The organism is Streptomyces sp. MS191 (genome assembly GCF_008042125.1).
Taxonomy (GTDB): Bacteria; Actinomycetota; Actinomycetes; order Streptomycetales; family Streptomycetaceae; genus Streptomyces.
In genome coordinates this window covers 76,147-94,085 of record NZ_RDBI01000081.1, presented here as the reverse complement: position 1 = coordinate 94,085, position 17,939 = coordinate 76,147, and the positions used below count along the sequence as shown (strand labels likewise).

Annotated in this window: 14 protein-coding genes; 5 read left to right on the top strand and 9 right to left on the bottom strand. The window is 74.4% G+C overall.

What is annotated here, in order from left to right:
* Positions 1 to 230 precede the first annotated feature (230 nt).
* From EAO71_RS34580 to EAO71_RS34560, 5 genes are read right to left on the bottom strand one after another with little or no spacing between them, the layout of a single operon-like run.
* Positions 231 to 1,499 carry an ABC transporter substrate-binding protein gene (locus EAO71_RS34580; protein WP_147981779.1) on the bottom strand — a complete coding sequence of 423 codons (1,269 nt, stop codon included), beginning with the start codon at positions 1,497 to 1,499 and terminating at the stop codon, positions 231 to 233.
* The gene (locus EAO71_RS34575; RefSeq protein ID WP_147981778.1) at positions 1,496 to 2,590 is read right to left on the bottom strand and encodes a branched-chain amino acid ABC transporter permease; all 1,095 of its coding nucleotides are present in this window, start codon (positions 2,588 to 2,590) and stop codon (positions 1,496 to 1,498) included. Before EAO71_RS34575 ends, EAO71_RS34580 begins: the two co-directional genes overlap by 4 nt.
* On the bottom strand, positions 2,583 to 3,473 hold the full coding sequence (locus EAO71_RS34570) for a branched-chain amino acid ABC transporter permease (protein ID WP_147981777.1): 891 nt from the start codon (positions 3,471 to 3,473) through the stop codon (positions 2,583 to 2,585). Before EAO71_RS34570 ends, EAO71_RS34575 begins: the two co-directional genes overlap by 8 nt.
* The gene (locus tag EAO71_RS34565; protein WP_261992489.1) at positions 3,470 to 4,300 is read right to left on the bottom strand and encodes an ABC transporter ATP-binding protein; all 831 of its coding nucleotides are present in this window, start codon (positions 4,298 to 4,300) and stop codon (positions 3,470 to 3,472) included. Before EAO71_RS34565 ends, EAO71_RS34570 begins: the two co-directional genes overlap by 4 nt.
* The gene (locus EAO71_RS34560; RefSeq protein WP_147981776.1) at positions 4,297 to 5,115 is read right to left on the bottom strand and encodes an ABC transporter ATP-binding protein; all 819 of its coding nucleotides are present in this window, start codon (positions 5,113 to 5,115) and stop codon (positions 4,297 to 4,299) included. Before EAO71_RS34560 ends, EAO71_RS34565 begins: the two co-directional genes overlap by 4 nt.
* 245 nt (positions 5,116 to 5,360) lie before the next feature.
* Between EAO71_RS34560 and EAO71_RS34555 the strand changes: the two genes are divergently transcribed.
* On the top strand, positions 5,361 to 6,554 hold the full coding sequence (locus EAO71_RS34555; protein ID WP_147981775.1) for a PucR family transcriptional regulator: 1,194 nt from the start codon (positions 5,361 to 5,363) through the stop codon (positions 6,552 to 6,554).
* A gap of 153 nt (positions 6,555 to 6,707) precedes the next feature.
* On the opposite strand, the gene EAO71_RS34550 is transcribed toward EAO71_RS34555, so the two are convergent.
* The gene (locus EAO71_RS34550; RefSeq protein WP_147981774.1) at positions 6,708 to 7,862 is read right to left on the bottom strand and encodes a glycerate kinase; all 1,155 of its coding nucleotides are present in this window, start codon (positions 7,860 to 7,862) and stop codon (positions 6,708 to 6,710) included.
* A 239-nt stretch (positions 7,863 to 8,101) separates the two neighbouring features.
* On the opposite strand from EAO71_RS34550, the gene EAO71_RS34545 reads away from it, so the two are divergent.
* The 3 genes from EAO71_RS34545 to EAO71_RS34535 all read left to right on the top strand — a co-directional run bounded on the left by EAO71_RS34545 (position 8,102) and on the right by EAO71_RS34535 (position 10,463).
* Complete coding sequence (locus EAO71_RS34545) at positions 8,102 to 9,169, top strand: ADP-ribosylglycohydrolase family protein (protein ID WP_147981773.1); 1,068 nt, start codon at positions 8,102 to 8,104, stop codon at positions 9,167 to 9,169.
* Positions 9,166 to 9,657 carry an NUDIX domain-containing protein gene (locus EAO71_RS34540; protein WP_147981772.1) on the top strand — a complete coding sequence of 164 codons (492 nt, stop codon included), beginning with the start codon at positions 9,166 to 9,168 and terminating at the stop codon, positions 9,655 to 9,657. The genes EAO71_RS34545 and EAO71_RS34540 overlap by 4 nt, the downstream gene beginning before the upstream one ends.
* A gap of 89 nt (positions 9,658 to 9,746) precedes the next feature.
* On the top strand, positions 9,747 to 10,463 hold the full coding sequence (locus EAO71_RS34535; protein ID WP_147981771.1) for an SIR2 family NAD-dependent protein deacylase: 717 nt from the start codon (positions 9,747 to 9,749) through the stop codon (positions 10,461 to 10,463).
* A gap of 134 nt (positions 10,464 to 10,597) precedes the next feature.
* Here the strand turns inward: EAO71_RS34535 and EAO71_RS34530 are convergent, their stop codons facing one another.
* Complete coding sequence (locus EAO71_RS34530; RefSeq protein WP_147981770.1) at positions 10,598 to 11,098, bottom strand: methylated-DNA--[protein]-cysteine S-methyltransferase; 501 nt, start codon at positions 11,096 to 11,098, stop codon at positions 10,598 to 10,600.
* Positions 11,099 to 11,235: 137 nt separating this feature from the next.
* Positions 11,236 to 12,723, bottom strand: a complete 1,488-nt coding sequence (locus EAO71_RS34525) for an AlkA N-terminal domain-containing protein (RefSeq protein ID WP_147981769.1) — start codon at positions 12,721 to 12,723, stop codon at positions 11,236 to 11,238.
* 282 nt (positions 12,724 to 13,005) lie between these two features.
* Between EAO71_RS34525 and EAO71_RS34520 the strand changes: the two genes are divergently transcribed.
* Positions 13,006 to 15,750, top strand: a complete 2,745-nt coding sequence (locus tag EAO71_RS34520) for a SpoIIE family protein phosphatase (protein ID WP_147981768.1) — start codon at positions 13,006 to 13,008, stop codon at positions 15,748 to 15,750.
* A gap of 73 nt (positions 15,751 to 15,823) precedes the next feature.
* Here EAO71_RS34520 and EAO71_RS34515 read toward each other — a convergent pair whose 3' ends face one another.
* Positions 15,824 to 17,884, bottom strand: coding sequence for a SpoIIE family protein phosphatase (locus tag EAO71_RS34515; RefSeq protein WP_147981767.1), 2,061 nt, complete (start codon positions 17,882 to 17,884; stop codon positions 15,824 to 15,826).
* Between the last annotated feature and the right edge of the window lie 55 nt (positions 17,885 to 17,939).

Here is a 17,939-nt window from a genome sequence, read left to right as displayed (position 1 = left end):
CGTGCCCCGGACGGCGCCTGGGCGCCGGTCGCGCCGCCGCCCGAGCGCCCACCGCCTCGGACGGCGGGGCGGCGCCCCGCCGCCCCGAGCACCGGGGCCCGGGGCGAACGGCAGGACACCGAAGCACCCGTCCCGGCGCGCGGGCCTCGCGCGCCGGAACGGGTGGCGGGCCCCCGCCCCGACCGGACGACCGGGTCGTCGGTCGGGGCGGAGGCCGGACGGTCGGCCGGTCACTTCACCGCGTAGCTCCGCGCCGCCTCCGAGACGAAGGGCGTACGGACGGTCCGCATGCCCCCGGCGACGGACTTGTCCGGCTGGATGATCACGGACTCACGGGACGACGGGGCCTTCGGGTCGCCGAAGTCGTGCTTCATGCCGAAGCCGGCGTCGTAGCCGTTCAGGGTGAGGAGCGCCTTGTCGACGCCCTCTCGCGTGAGGTCCTTCGCCTCGCACGCCTTCTTCAGCGCCTCGCCGAAGACGGTCGCCGCGGTCCAGCCGGCGACGATGCCGTTGTCGAGGCCGTCGCTCGGGTAGGCGGCCTTGTAGTCGGCGACGAGCTTCTTCGCGGCGGGGGTGTCGGCGCCGATCGGGAGGCTCGGGGAGGCGAACCAGTACATCTTCTCCAGGGCGGGCCCGGCCTGGGTGCCCAGCAGCTGCGGGGCGAAGGCCGAGTTGTTGCCGATGACCGGCACCCGCAGCCCGGTCGCCGCGGCGACGCCGACGAGCGAGGCGGCCTGGCGCGGGCCCGCGCTGAGGACGATGCCCTTGACGCCCGCCTGCTTGAGCGCCGCGACCTGCGCCGACATGTCGTTGTCCGTCGGCTTGATCTTCTGCTCGACCACCGTGAGGCCGGCCTTCTCGGCGGCGTAGCGGGAGCCCTTGAGCGCGTTCTCGCCGTAGTCGCCCTCGAAGTAGACGTGGCCGAGCTTGTCCCCCGCCTTCAGGCCCTTCTCGGTGACCAGGAAGTCGACGGCGTTGATCGTCTCGACGTCGTAGGTGGAGCCGAGGACGCGGATGTACGGGGAACCGAGCAGCGAGGCCGACCAGGCCTGCGGCAGCACGAGTCCCTTGTCCTGGCCGTCGACGCGGGGCTTGACCGCGGCGACGAACGGGGAGCCGATGAACTGGGGGAAGCCGACGACCTTCGGCTCCAGTTCGGTGTAGGCGGACAGCGCCTTCTGCGGGTCGTAGCCGTGGTCGCGCACGGTCAGCTCCAGCTGCCGTCCGCAGATGCCGCCGGAGGCGTTGACCTGCTTCACGTAGAGCTGCTGCGCCTGCGTGACGCTCTTGCCGAGGGTGGCGTACACCCCCGTCATGTCGGTGAGCGCGCCGAGCGAGATGGTCTTGTCGGTGACGCCCTTGCCGGCCTTCACCCCGCCCGCTCCGGTGCCCGAGTCGTCGCTGCTCTTGGCCTTGCTGCTGCAGCCTGCGGCAGTCAGCGCGACCAGGGCGGCGACTGCGGCGGCCAGGCCCCGCACGGCCCGTCGTCGGTGGTTCATCTGTCCTCCACTGAGGGTTGGATGGGGTGCGTGGATCGCCGGGAGGCAAGCCGGACCAGGCCTCCGGGCAGGAACAGCACCACCGCGACCACGGCGGCGCCGTACAGGTAGCGCGCGGCCTCCCCCGGTGCGATCCCGCCCGTCCCGGGGGCGGAGACCAGGGGCAGGGCGTCGCTGTACCGGTTGAGGAGCTGCGGCAGCAGGGAGACGAAGACGCCTCCGACCACCGCTCCGGCGACCGAGCCGAGACCGCCGATGACGATCATGGCCAGGTATTCGAGGGAGAGCATCATGCCGAAGTACTCCGGCACGGTGCGCTGGAAGACCAGCGCGAGGAGGACGCCGGCGAGGCCCGCGTACATGGACGACAGGACGAAGACGGCGGCCCGGTAGCGGGCCACGGGGATCCCCATGACGCCGGCCGCGATCCGGTGGTCGCGGATGGCGTTCATGGCGCGGCCCGGACGGCCGCGCAGGACGCCGCGGGCGAAGAGCGCGCCGGCGAGGAGCAGGGCCAGCCCCAGGTACCAGAGCTTCTCGGCGGAGCCGAAGGGCACCTGGGCGACGAGGAGTTCGCTGTCGTCGAAGGTGATCCCGAACAGCGACAGCGGGGGCACCGCCCGGCCGTTGTAGCCGCCGGTGAGGTCGTGCGCGTTGAACAGCACGTGCTGGCCGATGAAGATCAGCGCGAGGGTGGCGATGCCGAGGTAGGCGCCGCGCAGCCGGCCGGCGATGGGGCTGAAGACCCCGCCCGCGAGGCCCGCCAGGGCGACGGCCAGGACGGCGGCGAGCCATCCGGGCAGCCCGAGTCCGGCCAGTCCGTCGGCACCGTCGCCGGCGAAGGCGCAGTATCCGTACGCGCCGACGGCGAGGAAGAAGGCGTGGCCCATGGAGAGCTGGCCGGTGGCGCCGGTCAGCAGGTTGATGCCGAGGGCGCCGATGGCGGCGGCCATGGCGAAGAGTCCCGCCTGGAGCCAGAAGCGGTCCAGATAGAAGGGGAAGGCGGCGAGGACGAGGCCGGCGGCGGCCCAGCCGTACACCCGGGGGCGGGTGACGGCCGCGAGTCCGCGGCGGGGCAGGGCGTCAGACACGGGCCGGCTCCTTCGTGCCGAAGAGTCCGGCCGGGCGGATCAGCAGCACCGCGACCATCACGAGGTAGGGCGCGAGGTCGCCGATGCCGCGGCCGAGGAAGGTCAGGTCGCCCTGGTAGCCGGTGGCGAGGGATTCGGTGATGCCGACGAGGAGTCCGCCGACGAGGGCGCCGGTGGTGGAGTCCAGGCCGCCGAGGATCGCGGCCGGGAAGGCCTTCAGCGCGGCGAGCGAGGTGGTGCGCTCCAGGCCGGGGGTCGGGAAGACGGTCAGGAAGAGTGCGGCGACGGCGGCGAGTCCGCCGGCCACCGCCCAGGCGCCGAGCGAGACGCGGCCGAGGCGGATGCCCATGAGGGCCGCGGTCTCCTGGTTCTCGGCCGCGGCCCGCATGGCGACTCCCCAGGAGGTGTGGCGGAAGGCCAGCAGGAAGGCGGTGATGAGGAGGCCGGCGGCGAGGAACGCGGCGATCCGGGTCTGCGCGATCGTGACGGGTCCGAGTGCGACGACGGAGTCGCCCCAGGGGTCGCCGAGCGCCAGGATGTCGGTGCCGATGCGGCGGGTCAGTTCGGTGGCGAGGAGGATGTCGACGCCGATCGTGACGATCGCGAGCACGCTGTGGTCCGAGCCGCGGTAGCGGCGCATGACGAGGAACTCGACCGCCGCGCCGACCAGCGCCGCACCGGCGATGCCGACCAGCAGCGCGGGCCAGAATCCGATGTCGTCGTGGAGCACGGCGGTGATGTAGCCGCCGGCGAGCAGGAGCGAGGCGTGCGCGAAGTTGACGACCTCGGTGGCGCGGAAGATCACCACGAAGCCGAGGGCGATGAGGGCGTAGATGGAGCCCAGCGAGACGCCGCCCAGGAGGAGTTCGGCAAAGGTGGTCACTCGGCGTTCTCCTCTCCGAGGTAGGCGCGGACGACCGCCGGGTCGTTCTGGACGTCGGCGGGGGTGCCGTCGGCGATGCGACGGCCGAAATCGAGGACGGTGACGGCGTCGGCGAGGCGCATCACCACGCCCATGTCGTGTTCGACGAGGACGATGGAGATGCCGAGGCTGTCGCGGACGCCCGCGATGACCGCGGCGGTACGGCGCCGCTCGTCGGCGGTCATGCCGGCGACGGGCTCGTCCAGGAGCAGCAGCCGGGGCTCCATGCACAGCGCGCGGGCCAGTTCGGCGAGCTTCTGCTGGCCGTACGGGAGCGAGCCGGCCGGCTGCCCGAGCTGCTTCTCCAGGCCGACGAAGGCGGCGATCTCCCGGACCCGGGCCCGGTGCCGCGCCTCCTCGCGGGCCGCCGCGGGCAGCCGGAGTCCGGCGGCGACGAAGCCGGTCCGGGTGAGCCGGTGCCGGCCGAGCATCAGGCTGTCCTCGACGGTGGCGCGCGGCGGCAGGGCGAGGTTCTGGAAGATGCGGGCGACCCCGAGGCCGGCGATCTTGTGCGGCGGCAGCGCGGTGAGTTCGTGCGCGCCGAAGCGGACGGATCCGGAGGTGGCCTTGTAGACCCCGGACAGGACGTTGAAACAGGTGGACTTGCCCGCGCCGTTGGGCCCGATGACGGCGTGGACGGTGCCGGGCCGGACGGTGAAGCCGACGGCGTCGAGCGCGGTGAGCCCGGCGAAGCGGACGGTCAGGTTCTCCACGTGCAGGGCGGGTACGGGCTCGGCCGGCGCGGACGCCGTGGCCGGGCCGGAGGGCGGGACCGCGAGCGGTGTCATCGGACTTCCTCCCAGCGGGAGAGCACGGGGTGCGCCGTCGCGGCGCCCGCCGCGTCGGCGGCGGCGTCCTCGTCGACCACGCCCAGATAGCGCCGGCGCACCTCGTCGGAGGCGGCGAGCTCCTCGGCCGGTCCGGACAGGGTGACCTCGCCGACCTCCAGGACGTACGCCCGGGAGGCGAGCCTCAGGGCGAGCGCCGCGTTCTGTTCGACGAGGAGCACTGCGGTGCCCTGGGCGTTGATCTCGCGGATGGTGTCGGCGATCCGGGCGGCCATCAGCGGCGCGAGGCCGAGCGAGGGCTCGTCCAGGAGGAGCAGCTTCGGCGAGGCCATCAGGGCTCGGCCGACGGCGAGCATCTGCTGCTCGCCGCCGGACAGCAGCCCGGCCTTCTGCTGCGCCCGGTCGGCGAGGACCGGGAAGAGCTCGTGGACCCGCCGCAGGGCGGAGGTCCGCCCCGCGCGGTCGCCGCGTGCTCCGAGCATCCCGGCGCGCAGGTTGTCCTCGACCGTCATCCGGGCGAAGACCTGGCGTCCCTCCGGTACCTGGGAGACCCCGGCGGCGACCACCCGGTCCGGGGCGAGCCCGCCGAGCGGCCGGTCGCCGAACGTCACGGTGCCGGCCGTGACGGACCCGCCGTGGAACGACAGTGTGCGCGAGATCGCCCGCAGCAGTGTGGACTTGCCGGCGCCGTTTCCGCCGAGGACGGTGACGACGCTGCCCTCCGGTACGTCGAGCGTCACCCGGCGCAGTGCGCGGACCGGTCCGTACCCCGCCGACAGGTCCGCCACCTCGAGTGCGAGTGCGGTACCTCCCATGGCTCCCCTTCCGTGGCCCGATCGGTCCTCGGGCATGCCGGGTCTCCGGGCATGCCCGGGGGTCCGCTTCGGATTCCGTGGCCTGTTCAGTGGCGCTCACCCCAGCACCGCGCGGGCCGCAGGTCCACGTCCGGCGGCGGAATCGCTGCCGGTGCCCAGCGGGCGCGGCGGCGGGTTGTGCACGCGCACAACACTGCGTGTCAGGGGCCTGCGGCGGAGGGCAGGGGGGTGGCATCCTCCGGGGCATGGGACGGCGCAGACCACGGACCGGCGACGACTGGAAGCTTCTGGCACGGGCGTGCACGGCACTGCTGGAGCGCCTGCCCGAGCTGGTGGACGAGCATCTTCGGGAGCTGTACGAGTACGAGCCCGCCTATGGCCGGATCGTGCCGTACGACCAGCACTGGCAGGAGGCCCACGCGGCGATGCGGGTCGGCATCGAGATGATCTCGGCGCCCCGTGACTCGCCTCGCCGCGACCTGGTGCACGCGGAGGAGATGGGGCGGCGGCGCGCGGAGCAGGGCATGCCGCTGGAGCTGGTGGTGCACGCCTACCGCCATGCCGGGCACCTGGTGTGGGACGCGCTGATCGAGACGGCGGACGCGGCGCAGCTCGCGACGCTGATGCAGTCGGCGACGATCGTGTGGTCGGCGGTGGACGCGCAGGCGGACACGGCGTCGGAGGCGTACCGGGCGACGGAGCTGGAGCTCCAGCGTCGTACGGACGAGCAGCTCCAGGCGCTTCTCGACGCGCTGCTCCAGGGGCAGCGCTCGCCCGAGGTCGTGTCGCGGGCGGCGGCGGGTCTGGATCTGCCGGAGCACGGACGCTACGCGGTGGTGGTGCTGCGGCACGACCGGCGGGAGCCCTCCGAGCCGTTCCACCGCCGGGTGCAGGGAGCGGGGGTGCGGTTCCTGTGGCGGATGCGGGCGGACTGCGAGATCGGCGTGGTGTCGCTGGCGGAGGGCACGGGGCTGGACGCGCTGGCGGAGCTGCTGGAGGGGCGCTGTCCGGGGCCGGGCGGCATCAGCCCGGTGGTCGCCGGTCTCTCGGAGCTGGGCCGTGGGCGCCGGCTGGCCGAACTGGCCCTGCGCACCTGTCCGCCGGAGTCCCGGCAGGTCGTCCGGCTGGACCGCCGGATGGCGGGCGCGCTGGTGGTGGGCCAGCCGGAACTCGCGGGTCTGCTCGTGGCGGACGTCCTCGGCGGGCTGCTGGAGCTGGACCCAGCGGACCGGGCGATCCTGCTGGAGACGCTGGACGTCTGGCTGGACTGCGAGGGTTCGGCGGGACGGGCGGCGGGCCGCCTGTACTGCCACCGGAACACGGTCTTCAACCGGCTGCGCCGCCTGGAGCAGCTGACGTCCCGTTCGTTGTCGCGGCCGCGGGACCTGACCGAGATGACCCTGGCCCTGGACGCCTTCCGCCTCACGGCGGCGGGGTGAGGTGACGGGCGGGGCCGCTCGTGCGCCCCTCGGGGAAGGCCGTTCGCGCGGGCCCGGGAAAGGGCCCGCCCGCGTCCGGGGCGGCCGTCGCCCCCCCCGGCCCGCGAGGGGGCCGGGGGGGGCGACGGCGGACGCTCCCCGGGAGCGGTCCCGTCAGGTCAGGAAGTCCCGCGCGATGTTCGCCGCGACCTGCTCCAGGAGCGGGCCGGCGTTGGCGATGCAGGCGGCGGTGTCCGGCTCCAGGTCCGTGAGCGGGTAGGCGCGGCGGATCCCGGCCGCCCCCAGGCTCTCCGGGGCCAGGGCGAGGCGACCGCAGACCGCGACGACCTCCTTGTCCGCCGCTCGGGCGGCCGCGGCGACGCCGGCGGGCGCCTTGCCGTGCAGGGTCTGCTCGTCGAGGGAGCCCTCACCGGTGATGACCAGCGTGGCCTTCGCCAGCGCGGGGGCGAAGCCCAGCACGTCGAGCATCAGCTCGATACCCGGGCGGAAGCTCGCGTCGAGGCCGACGAGCGCGCCGTAGCCGATGCCGCCGGCGCCGCCCGCGCCCGGGGCGGCCGCGCAGTCGGCGGCCTTGGCGCCGATGGAACGCTCCAGGACCGTGACGAAGTGCGAGAGAGCCGCGTCCAGGGTCTCGACGTCCTCGGGGGACGCGCCCTTCTGCGGGCCGTAGACGGCCGGCGCGCCCTTCGGTCCGGTCAGCGGGTTGTCCACGTCGCTGGCCAGGACCAGGTCGACCGAGGCGAACCGGGGGTCGATGCCGGAGAGGTCCGCCGTGGCGAGGTCGCGCAGCCCGCCACCGCCCGGGCCGACGGGCGCACCGTCGGCGTCGAGGAACTCCGCGCCGAGCGCCGCCAGCATGCCGGCGCCGCCGTCGGTCGTCGCGCTGCCGCCGACACCGAACACGATCTGGGTCGCGCCGGCGTCCAGGGCTGCCCGCAGCAGCTCGCCGGAGCCGTACGTCGTCGCCGTCAGCGGCGCGAAGACGCCGCGCGGGAGGAGCTGGAGGCCGGACGCCTCCGCCATCTCGACGACCGCGGTGGTGCCGCGCAGCGCGTACGCCGCCGTGACCGGCTCGCCGAGCGGCCCGGTCACCGTCACCTCACGGCGCTCGAACCCGGCCGCGACCGCGGCCGCGACCGTACCGTCGCCGCCGTCCGCGACGGGCAGTGTCTCCACGTCGAGCTCCGGGACGACCCGTCGCAGCCCTGCTGTGACCCGCTCCGCGACCTGTACGGCCGTGAGCGAGCCCTTGAACTTGTCGGCCGCGACGAGCACACGTGCGACCTCAGTTACTGCTCCGTCCGTCACCTTGCATCCCTTGCTTTCGAACAGGCAGTCGCGCCAGGGCCGACCCTATCCGGACCGGAAGACGGCGTGCCACCCCCTGATAGGGCGATATTCCGCACCACGGCGGGGCATCACGAGCACGGAACCGATCGATCAAACCTCACGCCCCGACGACTCCGACCCGGGGTACAGGAAGGGGCGGGCGCCACCGGGCGGACGCTCGGCGCGCGCCGGGGGCACCCCTTCGGTACACCGGAGGTATGGGGCTCACGCACGCCGAACTCGCCGACCGGATCCTCGGCGGCTGGACGGGCAGGATCGCCGGGAACATGCTCGGCAAGCCCGTCGAGCAGGGCGACCACTGGACTCCCGGACACATCGACGCCTACCTCCGGCTGACGGACGCCCTGCCGCTGACCGACTACCTGCCACCGCCGCCGCCGGACGCCGCCGGCTTCGAGCTGCGGCCCGAGTGGCCGCAGTGCGTGCGCGGCCGGATCCACGGGAGCTGCCGGGACGACGACGTCGACTACGCGATCCTCGGCCTGCATCTCCTGGAGACCCGGGGCTTCTCGTTCACCACCGAGCAGGTCGGCGAGCTCTGGCTGCTGCGCCTGCCCTACCTCCAGACGTTCACGGCGGAGCGCGTCGCGTACCGGAACCTCGCCAACGGCCTCGGGCCCCCGCTCACCGCCACCTACGACAACCCCTACCAGGAGTGGATCGGCGCCCTGATCCGGGCCGACGTGTACGGCTGGACCTCGCCCGGCGACCCGCGCCGGGCCGCTTCCCTCGCCCGGCGCGACGCGGTCCTGTCGCACACGGGCAACGGCGTGTACGGGGCGATGTGGGCCGCCGCCCTGATCGCGGCCGCCTTCGTGGCGCCCGACGTGCGGACCGCACTGGAGACCGCGCTCGAGCGGATCCCGGCGAGCAGCCGACTCGCCCGCACGGTGCGGGGGACGATCGCGCTCTACGAGTCGGGCACGCCGTGGTCCGACACCCTCGCCGAACTGGCCGCGCGGACCGCGGGGCTGGGCTGGATCCACGTCCTGCCCAACGCCGCGGTCCTGACCGCGGGCCTGCTGTACGGCGAGGGCGACTTCACCCGCACGATCGCGCTGACGGTGCGCGGCGGTCTGGACACCGACTCCAACGGGGCGACGGCGGGCTCGGTGGCGGGGGTGCTGTGCGGGGCCGCCGCGATCCCTCCGCAGTGGGGCGAGCCGCTGGCGGACCTGGTGCGCAGCGCGGTCTTCGGGTTCGACGGCGCGCGGATCGGCGAGCTGGCGGAGCGGACCGTGCGGCTGGCTACGCTGACGCCATGACGACGACCGACTACGCCACGTACATCGCGAGCCTGCCCCGCGTCCTGGCCGGCGCCGCCGCGCTCTTCCGGGACGCCGCCGGCCGGATCCTGGTCGTGGAGCCCGACTACCGCGAGGGCTGGGCCCTGCCCGGCGGCACCATCGAGTCCGACACGGGCGAGACGCCGCGCCAGGGAGCGCGCCGCGAGACGGCCGAGGAGATCGGCCTGGACGTCGCGCTCGGTCCGCTCCTCGCGGTCGACTGGGTGCTCGGGACGGCGCGGCCGCCGATCGTGGCCTACGTCTACGACGGCGGGGTGCTCTCCGAGGAGCGGCTCGCCGCGATCCGGCTCCCGGCGGACGAGCTGCTGTCCTGGAAGCTGATCACACCCGACGAGGTCGCCGCCCACCTGCCGGGCAGCCTGGGTCTGCGGGTCCTCGCCGCCCTGGACGTGCTGGCTCGCGGAGGCGGGCCGGTGGAGCTGGAGAACGGCCTTCCGCCGCGCTGACCGCCCGGCCGGCGCCTCGGCCCGCGACGGGAACGCGGCGCCGGACAAACCGTTCGCGACGGCGCCACCGACCCGCATACGCTCGCGACATGACCATGGTCGCGATACTCAGCGGAGCCGGGATCTCCACGGATTCCGGCATCCCGGACTACCGAGGACCCGACGGGGTGTGGACGCGGGATCCGGAGGCGGAGAAGCTCGCCACCTACGAGCACTACATGAAGGATCCCGCGATCCGGCGGCGCGCGTGGCGGGTGCGTCTGGAGGGGCCCGTGCTGCGTGCCGAGCCGAACGCGGCGCACCGGGCGATCGCCGCGTTCGAGCGGACCGGGAACCCGGTCCGGGTGATCACCCAGAACGTCGACGGCCTGCACCAGATCGCCGGGCTGTCCGAACGCAAGGTGCTCGAACTCCACGGCTCGGCCCGCTCGGTGGTGTGCACCGGCTGCCACGCCCGGTCGTCGATGAGCGACGCCCTGGACCGGGTGCGCGCCGGTGAGGACGATCCGGGGTGCCTCTCCTGCGGGGCCGTCCTCAAGTCGGCCACCGTGATGTTCGGGCAGCGACTCGACCCGGTGGTGCTGGGCGAGGCGATGTCGATCGCCAAGGCGACCGAGGTGTTCATCGCCGTCGGCACCAGCCTGCAGGTCCAGCCGGCGGCCTCGCTCGCGGGCATCGCCGCGGAGCACGGGGCCCGTCTGATCATCGTCAACGCCCAGCCGACCCCGTACGACGCGGTCGCCGACGAGCTCGTCCGCGAGCCGATCGGGACCGCGCTGCCGAAGATCCTCGGCCGGTACGCCTGAAGACCTGACGGCACTTCGGACACCGGMCGGCACGAGGGCGTCGCGTCCCGCGCACCGGACCGCCTGCCGCGGTCCGGTGCGGTCCGGTGCGGTGCGGTGCCGTCCGGTGCGGCCATGGCGCCGTCCGGTGCCCGTCAGAAGAGCGCGTCCGGCTCGGCCGCGCCCGATTCGAAGGCCAGCAGCCGCTGCTTGCGGCTGAGCCCGCCACCGTAGCCGGTCAGGCCGCCGCCCGCCCCGATCACCCGGTGACACGGCACGATGATGGTGACCGGGTTCTTCCCGTTCGCCAGGCCGACCGCGCGCGAGGCGCCGGGGTTGCCGAGGGCCTCGGCCAGCTCGCCGTAGGTGCGGGTCTCGCCGTACGGGATGCGCCGCAGCTGCTCCCAGACCCGCAGCTGGAACTCGGTGCCGTCGAGGCGCAGCGGAAGGTCGAACTCCGTCAGCTCGCCCGCGAAGTACGCGTCGAGCTGCCGGATCGCCTCGCCGAAGGGCCGCGGGTCGGGCTCCCCGAAGGTCTCCTCCGGCGGACGGTGGCGCTGGTCGGTCATGTACATACGGCTGAGGACGCCGTCGACGGCGACCAGGGTGAGCGCGTCGTACGGGCTGTCCACGACCGTGTGCTGGACGAGGGGCATGGTGTCGGCTTCCTGGGGTGTGGGCGGTCGGGCCGGCGTGCGGCGTCCTCCGCCTCGGTCCGAGGCGGAGGGAGCGAGGGGTGTCCTGTCCTGCGCCGTCCGGCGTCGTGCGCCCGCCGGAGACGGCCGGACGGCCTTCAGGCCGTGTCCGGGAGGTGGTTGATCGGGTGGTCGTCGGTGGCCCAGAGGTACTGGACCGCGTACGCCCGCCAGGGCCGCCAGCGCGCGGCGGCGGCCGTGAGGGCGGCCGGGGTGGACGGCAGCCCGAGGCCCTCGGCCGCCCGGCGCATGCCGAGGTCGCCCGGCAGGAACGCGTCCGGGTCCCCCAGCGCCCGCATCGCGATGACCTCGGTGGTCCACGGGCCGAAGCCGGGCAGGGCCAGGAGCCGGGCCCGTGCCTCGTCCCGGTCGCTGTCCAGGCCGAGCCGCAGCGAGCCGTCGGCGAGTGCCCCGACGAGGGTGACGAGCGTGGTCCGGCGGCTGCGGGGCAGGGCGAGCGACGCGGGGTCGAGCGAGGCCAGTGCCTCCGGCGCCGGGAAGAGGTGGGTGAGCCCGCCCTCGGGGTCGTCGACCGGTACGCCGTGCGCGGCGACCAGGCGCGCCGCGTGGGTCCGGGCCGCGGCGGTGGACACCTGCTGGCCCAGCACCGCCCGTACGGCGAACTCGGCGGCGTCGACCGTCCGCGGCACCCGGCGCCCGGGCGCGGCGTCGACCAGCGGCGCCAGCAGCGGGTCGGTCCGCAGCTGGTCGTCGACGGCCACCGGGTCGGCGTCCAGGTCGAGCAGCCAGCGGCAGCGGCTGATGGCGTTGGTCAGGTCGCGCGGGTCGGTGAGGAACAGGCGGCAGGCGATGTGGTCGGGGCGCGGGCCGAGGGCCACGATCCCGTGGCCGTGCGGCAGGCTCAGCGTCCTGCGGTAGGCGCCGTCCCGCCACTCCTCCACGCCGGGGACGGCGGTCGCGGCGAGGTGGCCGAACAGGTTGGACGGGTTGAGGGGCGCGCGGTACGGCAGCCGCAGCACGATCACGCCCGGGGTGCGCGGGGCGTGGGCGGACCCCCGGGAGCGGGTCGCGCGGGAGCGCAGCTCACCGGGCGGCAGCGCGAAGACCTGGCGAACGGTGTCGTTGAAGGTGCGGATCGAGGAGAAACCGGCAGCGAACGCGATCTCGGCCATCGGCATCGGCGTGGTCTCGATGAGCACGCGCGCCGCCTGGGCGCGCTGGGCGCGGGCCAGGGCGAGCGGGCCGGCGCCGAGCTCCGCGAGGAGCTGGCGCTCGATCTGGCGGGTGGAGTAGCCGAGCCTCGCGGCGAGTCCGGGCACGCCCTCGCGGTCCACCACGCCGTCGCGGATCAGCCGCATGGCGCGGGCGACGACGTCGGCGCGGACGTTCCACTCCGGGGAGCCGGGGCTGGTGTCGGGCCGGCAGCGCTTGCACGCCCGGAATCCGGCGCGCTGGCAGGAGGCCGCGCTGGGGTGGAACACCATGTTCTCCACCTTGGGCGGCACGACCGGGCAACTGGGCCGGCAGTAGATCCGGGTGGTCCGGACGGCGGTGAAGAAGACGCCGTCGAAGCGGGCGTCCTTCGACTTGACGGCCCGGACGCAGGCCTCGGTGTCGGTGTGCATGGGTTCAAGCATCGGCGACGGGGAGGGCTCCTCGCTGGCGAGAAAACGACATCGACCTCGGCCTGCCCGGCTCCGCGCGGCCCCCGGCCGCGCGGATGCCGGGCGGGCCGCTCCCCCCACCGGGGCCGCGGTGGCGCGACACGCATGCCGGTCCCGTCTCGATTTCCTGCCCCGGCAGGCGCAGCATGGAAGGACGGGTTCCCCTACGGCCCCGACGTGCCGAGGAAGTGAACGGGTGACAGCCGAGTCCGTGATCACAGCCGCAGCCACGAGAAGAGCCCCATGACCGGAAGGCTTGGCCGAACACGGGGGCTGGGGCTCCGCAGCGTCGCCGGGCAGGTGTTCGCCCTGCAGGCGATCATCGTGTGCCTGCTCGTCGCCGTGGGGACCCTGGCCCTGATCCTCCAGGCCCGGTACGACACCGAGGCGGACGCGCGCAACCGCTCGCTCGCCGCCGCCGAGGCCTTCGCGCACGCCCCGGGGCTGCTGGACGCCCTGCGGGCACCGGACCCGTCGGCCGTGCTCCAGCCGCGGACCGAGGCGGCCCGCAAGGCCGCGGGGGTCGACTTCATCGCCGTCATGACCCCCGACGGCATCCGCTACACCGACTCCCGGCCGGAGCTGATCGGGCAGCGCGCGACCGGCGACATCGCGCGCGCCAGGGGCGGGGAGTCGTTCACCGAGGTCTTCACCGGCGAGCCGACCAGCGCGGTCCGCGCGATCGTGCCCATCCGGACCGACGACGGCGACATCGTGGGCCTGGTCGGCACCGGCATCGAGGTCGAGAACGTCTCCAACGTCGTCGAGGGCCAGCTGCCGCTCCTCATCGGCACCGCGGCGGGCGCCCTGGTCCTCGCGATGGGCGGCGCCGCGCTGGTGACCCGCCGGCTGCTCCGGCAGACCCACGGCCTGGGGCCGCTGGAGATGACCCGGATCAACGAGCACCACGAGGCGGTCCTGCACGCCGTGCGCGAGGGGGTGCTCATCATCGACGCGGACCGCAGGCTGCTGCTCGCCAACGACGAGGCGCGACGGCTGCTCGACCTGGCGCCGGACGCCGAGCAGCGGCACGTGACGGAGCTGGGTCTCGACCCCCGTACCGCCTCGCTGCTCGCCTCCGGCCGCAGCGTGACGGACGAGGTGCATCTGGCGGGCGACCGGCTCCTCGCCGTCAACGTGCGTCCGACCGCGCCCTACAAGGGCCGGCCCACCGGCACCGTCATGACCCTGCGGGACTCGACCGAGCTGGCCTCGCTCTCCGGCCGGGCGGAGGTGGCCCGCGGCCGCCTCCAGCTGCTCTACGACGCCGGGGTGCGGATCGGCAGCACGCTGGACGTGGCGCGGACCGCCGAGGAGCTGTCGGAGGTAGCGGTGCCGCGCTTCGCCGACTACGTGACCGTGGAACTCCTGGAGCCGGTGCTGCAGGGCGAGGAGCCGAGCGGCGCGTACACCGAGATGCGCCGCGCCGCGCTGTCGGGCATCGGGGAGCAGCCGCCGCTGCAGCCGGTCGGCGACCTGATCCGGTGCGACGTGCCGACGACGCCGATGGCGGTGGCGCTCGACACCGCGCACGCCGTCCTCGTGACCGACCTGCACACGGCCGACGGCTGGCGCGCCCAGGATCCCGAGGGCGCCGCCGCCGCGCTCGCCTACGGTCTGCACTCGCTGGTCGCGGCGCCGCTGATGGCCCGCGGGGTCGTGCTCGGGCTGGCCAACTTCTGGCGGGCCGAGACCCCCGAGCCCTTCGACGACGAGGACGTGTCCTTCGGGGAGGAGCTGACCGCGCGGGCCGCGGTCTCCATCGACAACGCGCGCCGGTTCACCCGCGAGCACGCCATGGCCGTGACCCTCCAGCGCAGCCTCCTCCCCCGGGTGCTGCCGGAGCTGTCCGCCGTCGACGTCGCCTACCGGTACCTGCCGGCGAAGGCGGGGGTGGGCGGCGACTGGTTCGACGTGATCCCGCTTCCGGGGGCCCGGGTGGCACTGGTCGTCGGCGACGTCGTCGGCCACGGGCTGCACGCGGCGGCGACCATGGGCCGGCTGCGGACGGCCGTGCTCAACTTCTCCACCCTGGACCTGCCGCCCGACGAGCTCCTCGGCCACCTCGACGAGCTGATCGACCGGATCGACCGCCCCGACAGCGGTGGGGGGAACGGCGAGAACGGCGCCGACGGCGGCGAGGACGACTCGCCGGAACGGATCACCGGCGCCACCTGCCTGTACGTGGTCTACGACCCCGCCAGCGGCCACTGCTCGATGGCCGGCGCCGGGCATCCCGGGCCCGCGGTCGTGCACCCGGACGGGCGGGTGGAGTTCCCCGAGCTGCCGGTCGGCCTGCCGCTGGGCGTGGGCGGGATGCCCTTCGAGGCCACGGCGCTCCGGCTGCCGGAGGGCAGCCGCCTCGTSCTGTWCACCGACGGCCTCCTGGAGGACCGCGACCGGGACTTCGACACCGGAATCGCACTGCTGCGCGACGCGCTGGCGACGACCGGCCGGAGCCCCGAGCAGGCGTGCGCGGACGTCCTGGCCTCCCTGCTCGTCCCGGCGCCGGACGACGACATCGCCCTGCTGGTCGCCGACACCCGTCGGCTGCCGGCGGACCGGATCGCGGAGTGGACGGTGCCCTCCGACCCGGCGGAGGTCTCCCGGATCCGCAACGAGGGCGCGGCGCAACTGGCCGCCTGGGACCTGGAGGACATCGCGTTCTCCGCCGAGCTGATCCTGAGCGAGCTGGTCACCAACGCGATCCGGTACGGCGCCGAGCCGATCAAGGTGCGGCTGCTGCGGGATGAGCAGCTCATCTGCGAGATCTCCGACGGCAGCAGCACGTCGCCGCACCTGCGCTACGCCGCCACCACGGACGAGGGCGGGCGCGGTCTGTTCCTGGTCGCCCAGTTCGCGGAGCGCTGGGGCACCCGCTACACCGAGCGGGGCAAGGTCATCTGGGCCGAGCTGCCGCTCACCGGGGGCGTGCAGGCGGCGGTGCCGGTGCCTGACCTGGACGCGCTGGAGGACCTGGCCTGGTGAGGCGGGCGGCCCGCGTCCGGAGTCCCGGGCCTCCGCGGCCGGGAGGGCCCGCGCGGGGTCGGTCGGGGCGCGGTCAGCCGAGGGCGGTCCGGGCGAGCAGGACGGCCACGTCGTCCTGCGGCGCGCCGGTCAGCAGCTCGTCGAGGATGCCGTCGCAGAGCCGGGTCAGCGGCCTCTCGAGGTCGAACAGGGCACGGGCGAGCTGGTCCATGCCCTCGTCGAGGTCGCGGTCCCGGGCCTCGATGAGGCCGTCGGTGTACAGCACGAGCAGGGAGCCCGGGGGCAGCAGCACCTCCTGCGTGCAGAAGTCCCGGCCACCGGTGCCGAGGGGCGTGCCGAGCGAACCCTCCAGGAAGGTGATCGCGCCGTCGGCCGTGGCGACGGCGGGCGGCGGGTGCCCGGCCCGGGCGATCACGACGCAGCCGGACGCCGGATCGTGGACGGCGTACACGCAGGTCGCCATCTCGTCCTCCCCCAGATCCGCGACGACCGCGTCCAGGGAGCGGAGCAGCTGGGCGGGCGGGACGCCCTCGCGGGCGAGCGTCCGGACGGCGGTGCGGAGCTGGCCCATGACCGCCGCGGCGTGGATGCCGTGGCCSAYGACGTCGCCGATCACGAGGCCCGTGCGGCCTTCGGGCAGGGCGATGACGTCGAACCAGTCGCCGCCGACGTCGTGGTCGCTGGCGGGGAGGTAGCGCCCGGTGAGCTCCAGGCCGCCGACCCGGGGCAGGGCGTTGTTGGTCAGGCTGCGCTGGAGCGTCAGGGCGGCCTCGCGCTGGCCGGTGTACATCCGGGCGTTGTCGATGCTGAGCGCCGCGCGCGCCACCAGGTCGTCGATGAGGACGCGCTCCTGTTCGTCGAACGGCTCGCGCTCCTTGACCCGGGTCACGGTCACGGCGCCGAGCACCTTGCCGCGGGCGACCATCGGGACCATGCGGGCCGAGCCGATGCGGTCCGCGAAGTAGTCCCGCAGCGGGGCGGCGCGCGGGTCGGGGAACAGCGCGTCGAGGTCGGAGTGGTAGAGGTTCATGGGGCGGCCGTCGGTGAGCACGCTCTCGTACACGGTGCCGAGCGGGACCTGGTACGTCTGCCCGGCGACCAGGTAGGCGGTGGGGGCGGTCGGTTCGGGGAAGGCGGCGGCGAGCCGGCGCAGGACGCCCCGGGTGGAGGCGGCGGCCTCGTCGGGTTCGAGGACCGCCTCGAGCATCTGCACGTCGGCGGAGTCGGCGAGCCGGGGAACGAGTACCTGGACGACCTCCTCCGCGGTCTGCCGCAGGTCGAGGGTGGTGCCGATCCGGGTGCCGGCCTCGGCGAGCAGGGCGAAGCGGTGGCGGGCCCGCTCGACCTCGACCTGGGCGCGCTGGCTCTCGGTGATGTCGATGAGGGAGGCGATCAGGCCCAGCCGGCGGCCGGAGCCGTCGAGCAGCGGGGCGTACGAGCAGGACCAGGTGTGGTCGTGGTCGGGGTCGGACGGTGTCCGCCCGGTGCGGCGTACGTCGACGACGGCTTCGCCGCCGACCAGGACCTGCTGCATCGTGGCCTCGAGGGCGGCCGCGTTGACGCCCGGTACGACCTCGGTCAGGCGCCTGCCGAGGTGTTCGGCCGGGGAGACGCCGTTCATCCGTGCCAGGGCGTCGTTGACGCGCAGGAAGCGCAGGTCGGGGCCGAGGGTGGCGAGGCCGATGGGCGACTGGGTGAACAGGCTCTGGAGGGCCGCCAGGGAGTCGCGCATGCGCAGGACCTCGGAGGTCTCCACGGCGATGAGCATGGCCCCGGTCCGTCCCTGGGGGTCGGCGTCGGGGACGATCCACATCTCCATGATCACGTCGTGGCCGTCACGGTGGCGCACGGGCAGGGTGCCCACGACGGACTCGCCGGACTGGACCCGCCGGGTCAGCTGGTCGGCGAGTTCCCGGTTGGCGTCGGGCACGAGCACGGGCGCGGCGGGACGGCCGATGAGGTCCTCGGGGCGGTGCCCGAGGAGGTCCTGCGCGGCGAGGGACCACTCGACGACGCGGCCGTCGGCGTCCTCCCTCCAGAGGGCGATCGGCAGCAGCTCGCGCAGCACACCCGCGTATCCGACGGCAGCGTCCGGCCGCTCCGGCGTCTCGCTCGCCGACTGATGACTGTCCAACGCATCGTCCTGACCCCGGGGGGTGTTTTTCCTACTCAATCACCCTATCCGAGGC

Bases quoted from the DNA above. Each gene is read 5' to 3' on its own strand.
- EAO71_RS34580 (WP_147981779.1), bottom strand. From the start codon at position 1,499: ATGAACCACCGACGACGGGCCGTGCGGGGCCTGGCCGCCGCAGTCGCC.
- EAO71_RS34565 (WP_261992489.1), bottom strand. From the start codon at position 4,300: ATGACACCGCTCGCGGTCCCGCCCTCCGGCCCGGCCACGGCGTCCGCG.
- EAO71_RS34560 (WP_147981776.1), bottom strand. From the start codon at position 5,115: ATGGGAGGTACCGCACTCGCACTCGAGGTGGCGGACCTGTCGGCGGGG.
- EAO71_RS34555 (WP_147981775.1), top strand. From the start codon at position 5,361: ATGGGACGGCGCAGACCACGGACCGGCGACGACTGGAAGCTTCTGGCA.
- EAO71_RS34545 (WP_147981773.1), top strand. From the start codon at position 8,102: ATGGGGCTCACGCACGCCGAACTCGCCGACCGGATCCTCGGCGGCTGG.
- EAO71_RS34540 (WP_147981772.1), top strand. From the start codon at position 9,166: ATGACGACGACCGACTACGCCACGTACATCGCGAGCCTGCCCCGCGTC.
- EAO71_RS34535 (WP_147981771.1), top strand. From the start codon at position 9,747: ATGACCATGGTCGCGATACTCAGCGGAGCCGGGATCTCCACGGATTCC.
- EAO71_RS34530 (WP_147981770.1), bottom strand. From the start codon at position 11,098: ATGCCCCTCGTCCAGCACACGGTCGTGGACAGCCCGTACGACGCGCTC.
- EAO71_RS34525 (WP_147981769.1), bottom strand. From the start codon at position 12,723: ATGCACACCGACACCGAGGCCTGCGTCCGGGCCGTCAAGTCGAAGGAC.